The sequence below is a fragment of the Pseudanabaena cinerea FACHB-1277 genome, from assembly GCF_014696345.1.
Taxonomy (GTDB): domain Bacteria; phylum Cyanobacteriota; class Cyanobacteriia; order Pseudanabaenales; family Pseudanabaenaceae; genus Pseudanabaena; species Pseudanabaena cinerea.
Genome location: NZ_JACJPY010000062.1, coordinates 21,221 through 27,358, shown reverse-complemented (window position 1 = coordinate 27,358; position 6,138 = coordinate 21,221). Strand labels below are relative to the sequence as shown.

The 6,138-nt window shown below is 45.6% G+C and carries 5 protein-coding genes; all 5 read left to right on the top strand.

Annotation, left to right across the window (positions count from 1 at the left end):
* Window positions 1-168: 168 nt before the first annotated feature.
* The 5 genes from aroA (at window position 169) to H6F44_RS16390 (ending at window position 6,105) form a co-directional block, all read left to right on the top strand.
* Window positions 169-1,503, top strand: coding sequence for a 3-phosphoshikimate 1-carboxyvinyltransferase (gene aroA / locus H6F44_RS16410; RefSeq protein ID WP_190352108.1), 1,335 nt, complete (start codon window positions 169-171; stop codon window positions 1,501-1,503).
* Between the two features lie 310 nt (window positions 1,504-1,813).
* Window positions 1,814-2,824, top strand: a complete 1,011-nt coding sequence (locus tag H6F44_RS16405) for an AEC family transporter (RefSeq protein WP_190352110.1) — start codon at window positions 1,814-1,816, stop codon at window positions 2,822-2,824.
* Between the two features lie 154 nt (window positions 2,825-2,978).
* Entirely contained in the window at window positions 2,979-4,175 is a 1,197-nt protein-coding gene (locus H6F44_RS16400) for a Coenzyme F420 hydrogenase/dehydrogenase, beta subunit C-terminal domain (protein ID WP_190352107.1), read from the top strand.
* 245 nt (window positions 4,176-4,420) lie between these two features.
* Complete coding sequence (locus H6F44_RS16395) at window positions 4,421-5,077, top strand: Npun_F0813 family protein (RefSeq protein WP_190352106.1); 657 nt, start codon at window positions 4,421-4,423, stop codon at window positions 5,075-5,077.
* 92 nt (window positions 5,078-5,169) lie between these two features.
* A complete protein-coding gene (locus H6F44_RS16390) occupies window positions 5,170-6,105 on the top strand; it encodes a hypothetical protein (protein WP_190352105.1) in 936 nt (311 codons plus the stop codon).
* Window positions 6,106-6,138 lie beyond the last annotated feature (33 nt).

Genomic DNA, 6,138 nt, shown 5'->3' with positions numbered 1-6,138 from the left:
TCCCTGTTAGATTTAGACCTTACTTCGATTAAATTACACCCTAATTTCCACAAGCTTTGCTCTTACGGTTCTATTTCTCACCAATTTTGTCCGTAGTATTGAATTAAGCGCAAAGCGCTGTAATCTAAACATTAATTGCTTACAGAATAATTGCTTACAGACTTCACCATGATTGACCTTGACCGTAACCAAGCCCACCAAATCCTCCATATTGATGCCAACCAGTTGCCCCAAGGATTACGCGGCAAGATCACTATTCCTGGGGATAAGTCTATTTCGCACCGATCGCTAATGCTTGGCTCCGTAGCAGAGGGAGAAACCACGATTCGCGGTCTATTGCTAGGCGAAGATCCCCGCAGTACGGCAGCTTGCTTTGCGGCGATGGGTGCAGAAATCTCGGAACTCAATTCGGAATTGGTGACAGTTAAGGGTATTGGTTTAGGCAATCTCAAGGAACCTCTTGATGTTTTAAATGCAGGCAATTCGGGAACGACTTTGCGCCTGATGTTGGGGATTTTAGCAAGTCATCCCGATCGCTTTTTTACGGTTACAGGCGATGCTTCATTGCGATCGCGCCCGATGTCGCGGGTGGTAAACCCATTGCGACAGATGGGGGCGCATATCTGGGGGCGCGAAAATGGGGCGCGTGCGCCTCTAGCTGTATCTGGACAAAATCTCAAAGCGATCCATTACCAATCGCCCGTTGCTTCGGCACAGGTTAAATCTTGCCTAATGTTGGCAGGCTTGATGACCGATGGCGAAACAACAATCACCGAGCCAGAGCGCTCAAGGGATCATAGTGAACGAATGCTAGCAGCCTTTGGCGCAAATGTGCGGGTGGATATTGCTACGAATACAGTAATTGTTAAGGGCGGTGCAAAGCTAATTGGGCAAGAGGTGACAGTCCCTGGGGACATTAGTTCGGCAGCCTTCTGGTTAGTGGCGGCTTCGATTGTGCCTGACTCTGATTTATTAATTGAGAATGTGGGCATCAATCCGACCCGCACTGGCATTTTGGAGGTGTTAGCAGAAATGGGGGCGGATATCACCTACGAAAACCAACGGGAAGTAACAGGTGAGCCTGTTGCCGATCTGCGGGTACGTTCAGCACATCTCAAAGGCTGTCGCATTGGTGGCGCGGTGATTCCCCGATTGATTGATGAAATTCCCATTTTGGCGATCGCTGCTGCCTGTGCTGAAGGTACGACCATCATTGAGGATGCGGCGGAACTGCGGGTCAAGGAAAGCGATCGCATCGTGGCAATGGTGCAGGAATTGACCAAACTCGGCGCAAATGTCACCGAACATCCCGATGGCATGGAGATTGTTGGTGGTAAAATCCTCACGGGGACAGAGGTTGACAGCTATGATGATCACCGTGTGGCAATGAGCTTGGCGATCGCTGCCTTGGTGGCTAAGGGCAAGACCATCATTAATCGCGCTGAATCCGCAGCCATTTCCTACCCTTCATTCATCCCCACCTTGCAAGGTTTGTACAATTAACTTTGCGCTAGAATACAGGGCGCAAGATTAGATAAATCTATGCTATGACTTGCAATAAAACTTGAAGGTAATACAGAGTAGGACAGTCTGATTGATGAGGTGATGCGTACTGCTCTGTTTGTACGTAAGCAGCTAGGCATAAAGTAGGAGCAATTCATGATTGCCCCTAAGCTAAAATAGCGGTTTCAAGTCCTTTTGTGTAAGTGCTATAACTTTGACAAATGACTTTGAAATTGACAGACTCAAATTATCTGAGCCTTTACTACTATCAATCTCGATCAACCCGATCAATAACCCGATCAATATTTTCATGGAATTTAGCCTAGATAATCCATTAGTTAATCTCTATGTCAGACTCATTGGCTGGGTAATGGCAGGATTTATTTTAGGTAAGTTTTTATCTAAAAGTGTTACAGGAACATTGGGTAGGTTTTTGTTTTTTGTGGGTGCGCCTTTTAGCATTGTCGCCTTTATGCGTTCCACAAACATATCGGGATACATGGCGATCGCCCCTATATCTGCTTGGACGGCCTTGCTAGTAGGTGCGGGCTTAGCATGGGTTTGGATCGATCTAGGCTTATCCGATGAGCAACTCAAAAGTATTTCCAGAGGCTTATCGATCAATCGCCACCAAGATCATGCCCCCGATGAAGTTGTGCAAAGTAACTGGAGTCGCCCCACCCAAGGTAGCTTTTTATTGGCAATGATGGTTGGCAACACGGGCTTTTTAGGATTTCCTGTGATTTTGACTCTGATTGGAGCAGAATACTTTGCTTGGGGTTTGTTTTATGATTTAAGTATTTCCCTTGGGGTGCAGATATTTGGGGTCACTTTGGCAGCCTACTATGGCAATGCAGAAATGATGAAGGGCTGGATTGCGCCTGTGATGACCGTAGTTAAAAACCCTTCTCTCTGGGCTTTTGTGTTTGGTGCTTTACTTAGGACTTTGCAATTACCGCCATTAGCCGATCAATTTTTGAAAACTGGGGCTTGGTTAGTCATTAACTTATTTTTGATTTTGATCGGTTTACAGCTAAGTCGGTTATCTTCCCTCAAGAATCTCAAGCAAGGCTTAACTTGCTTATCCATTAAGATGCTGCTCACGCCCTTAGTGGTCGGCACAGGGTTAATGTTTTTTGGTGTAACGGGACCTCCGAGATTATTGTTGGTGTTATTGATGGGTATGCCACCTGCCTTTGTAACTACGCTCTATGCCGAAAGGTATGGACTAGATCGTGATTTGGCAATTACCACCGTAGCCCTTGGTTCTATCTTAATCCTATTCACAATTCCCCTATGGATTTGGTTGTTTGGGTTGTAGTTAGATCCGTCAGAGAGTTAAGTATTCTGCACATAGATTGCCATTTAAAAAGCTTACTTAGCAAGCCTTTCAAAACTAGCCTTGATTTTTTAAGCTTGCCTAAAGCGCTGTATGATCTAGGAGAATGTTTATCAACAAAGAATTATAAATCATAATGTCAGTTGTCCCATCCCATCGCAAAGCCAAGGGAGTCACCGATGTCAGCCGCCGACCTGCCAAGGAACTATGTAGTGAGTGCGGACTCTGTGATACCTACTATATTCATTATGTTAAGGAAGCTTGCGCCTTTATTACGCAACATATTGATGAGCTAGAAACTCAATCTCACGGGCGATCGCGGGATTTGGAAAATGACCAAGAGCTATATTTTGGTGTGCATCAGGAAATGATCGCTGCCCGTAAGACCGAACCCATTGAGGGGGCGCAATGGACAGGCATAGTCTCCAGTATCGCGATCGCCATGCTAGAGAAAGGACTGGTCGAAGGCGTAGTTTGTGTGCAATCTAGTCCTAGCGATCGCTTCAAACCTCAACCGATCATTGCCCGTACCCGCGAAGACATCCTTGCCGCTAGAGTCAACAAACCCACCCTCTCGCCCAATTTGTCGATCCTCGAACAGATCGAAACCTCTGGGATCAAACGATTACTGGCGATCGGCGTTGGTTGTCAGATCCAAGCATTACGCACGGTCGAAAAAAACTTAGGCTTAGAAAAGCTCTATGTCTTGGGTACGCCCTGCACCGACAACGTGACGCGATCAGGCTTGCAGAAATTTCTCGATACCACCAGCCGATCGCCTGATACAGTCGTCCATTACGAATTCATGCAGGATTTTAATGTACATTTCAGGCATTCAGACGGCTCCACCGAGCAGGTTCCCTTTTTTGGCTTAAATACCAAAGAACTCAAAGATGTCTTTGCCCCCTCCTGCATGACCTGCTTTGACTACACCAATGCCCTCGCCGATCTGGTCGTGGGCTATATGGGCGCAACCTTTGGCTGGCAATGGATCGTTGTCCGCAATGACACAGGCAAAGAAATGTTAGAGCTAGTCAAGGAGCAACTGCAAACGCAGCCCGTGATCTCCAGTGGCGATCGCCGCGCCGCCGTACAGCAAGGCATCGCCGCCTATGACAATGCCATGACCATCCCCATTTGGCTGGCTTGGTTAATTAGCTTTGTCGTTAACAAAGTTGGTCCAAAGGGTTTAGAATATGGACGGTTTTCTATAGATTCCCACTTTATTCGCAACTTTTTATATGTGCGCCGCAACTATCCCCAAAAGCTAGAAGCGCATATCCCCGAATTTGCCAAGCGCATTGTATCTAGATATCAATTGCCAAAAGTTTAATTTATAGCTGTAGTCACCTACGTCAGGCAAAAAAACTAAAAGCTATTGGCTGCCAAAAGCACTGCCAGTAGCTTCTGACCTTGGACTCTAGCAAGACTGGCGACAGTTTTACCAAAGAGGGTTGCGCGGCAACTCTCTCTGATAAATTAATTTAAAAGTACATTTTTACGCTTATTATTATCTTTGGCATCGTGTAGCCACAAATTGTTGCTACTGGTAACATCAGTTAAGTCAACAGTAGAGACATGTTCATCCTGAAACGCCAAGACGTTGAAATCGTCAACGTTCAAAACCCACAAAATAAAGATCAACAAATACCGATTTTGCAATATCAGGGGCAAACATTTCGGTTGCTCAATATGTTTGGCGATAATCGGGACGAAGCTCTAGCACTATGGCGTGACTTAACTGATAACAAAGGCAAAGCTTGCGTATTATTGGAAGAGCCGCAACGGTTTAGTGTCTGGGGTCGAGTCAAGCTAGATCAGCAGCAGGTTATCCATAATGACAGTTCATCGGCAGGGACTCACCTTGTGCAGGGCTGTTTATTAATCTTGCAATCGATATATCTAGATATCGAAGATTTGCTTGGTGCAAGGCAGGCTAACTCCTTCAAGCAGGACTTGTTGCGATTTATGCAGCAAGGTAAGTTTGCCCAAAGTGAGAGCCTTCAAGCCCTTGAAGCAGTTTTGTCGATCAACCCACTTAATAGCGTGCAGATCCCGAACTGGGATGAAAGCAAATTGCAATCGCTGCTGGGTGAGGTTCATCTGTTAGCCTCGTCTTATTTTGGCAATAATAGCTTTGTGGATAATGCCGTTGAAGCTCTGAATGAATTGCCTGAGGCGGCATCGGTTACAGCTTGGCTGAAAAAAAATCCCAATGGTAAACTCTGGCAATAGCAGTGTTTTTCATGGAATTCAAAATTCTATTGCAAATGTCAATGTTGTTTTATTACTGCAATTCTTATGGTTGTCGCTAAGGTTGAATATGTATGACTAAAGCCAAATCTCCATCCCCTTCAGGGATATCTACACAATCTATCATTTGGGCAGCGATCGGTTGGGCGGCTTTAGCTCTGATGTTTTATTTATTCTTGAGCGCCCCTACTGATGGTCCCTATACGATTAAGCCCGAAGATTGTGCCAAGGCAATCAAAGATGTAAATGTGCGCCCTAATTGGTATCGCCTCGGCACTTACATTTTCCAAACTGTAGCGATCGTTGCTTCTGGTTTACTCTGTTTACGCAATTGGCGTAGCTCCAAGATTATTAGCGGTCGTAATGTTTGGCTAGGATTAGGGGTTGGCATTTTGTCATGGGGCATTGGCAACCTTATCTTCGGCTATTTAGACTTTCAATATCAGAGTGGACTAATTGCTGCTGGCGCTAAAGGTGCTAAGGATCTTGTTGTCACTTTTCCCTCGATCGCTGATATTTTCTTCACTACCACCTACGTCTTCCTATCATGGGGAATGGCGATGTCCGTAGTCGGTCGCCGCCTGAATCTCTACCCTAAGCAATGGGCAATTGTTGGTGCAGTGGGAGTTTTTGGTTTGATTGTGGCTGCCTATGTTACTTTTGGTGTAGGCGGGGGATTCAATTTAGACACAGGCAAAATCCTGAATATTGTTTATGCTCTAGGTGATATTTGGCTTTTGATTGTTGCAACAATTCTACTTCTTGCTTTTTGGGGTGGCAAAGCCGCCCAATCTTGGCGGCTATTGGGTAGTGCGGGTATTTCCATGTTTATTAGTGATCTTTGGTTTAATTACAGCATTAATAGCAGTGAAGTTTGTGAAGGTAAGCAATATCAAAGTGGTGAACCTGCGGAGTTTTTCTGGATTCTTGCCTTTGTGCTATGGGGTATGGCGGCAGCTTTAGAATTTGATCTTTCTTCACGCCCGACAACGCGCAGTCGGCGCAATTAAAAAAAGCGGCGCTGAGCGCCGCTTTTTTTTAAG